The organism is Cupriavidus sp. SIMBA_020, assembly GCF_046535395.1.
Lineage (GTDB): Bacteria > Pseudomonadota > Gammaproteobacteria > Burkholderiales > Burkholderiaceae > Cupriavidus > Cupriavidus campinensis.
In genome coordinates, this window is record NZ_JAWRWU010001233.1 from 1 (window position 1) to 251 (window position 251).

The following is a 251-nucleotide window of genomic DNA, read 5'->3' on the forward strand; positions in this document are numbered from 1 at the left end:
CCCTGGATGTAGCCGGCGCCACCGCCCGGCACCTTGGACATTTCGTATTGCGAATGAATGAACTGCAGTTTCTCGTCGAGCGTCATCTTGCGCACGAGGAGGTCGGCGCGTCGCTGCGCGGCGGACGACGCGAATGCGTCGGCGGCGTCGCCCGGTGAGTTGAAATCGGCGTTGCCCGCATAGACGCTGGTGCAGAGGGTCGCCGCCAGGACGGCGGCCGGCCAGAGTGTGTCCCGCATGTTGCTCTCCAT

1 pseudogene is annotated in these 251 nt (G+C 65.7%); it reads right to left on the minus strand.

Annotated features, from left to right (window positions below):
* Window positions 1-239: pseudogene (locus SB751_RS33460) on the minus strand (glycosyl hydrolase); the annotation flags it as partial.
* Window positions 240-251: the final 12 nt, after the last annotated feature.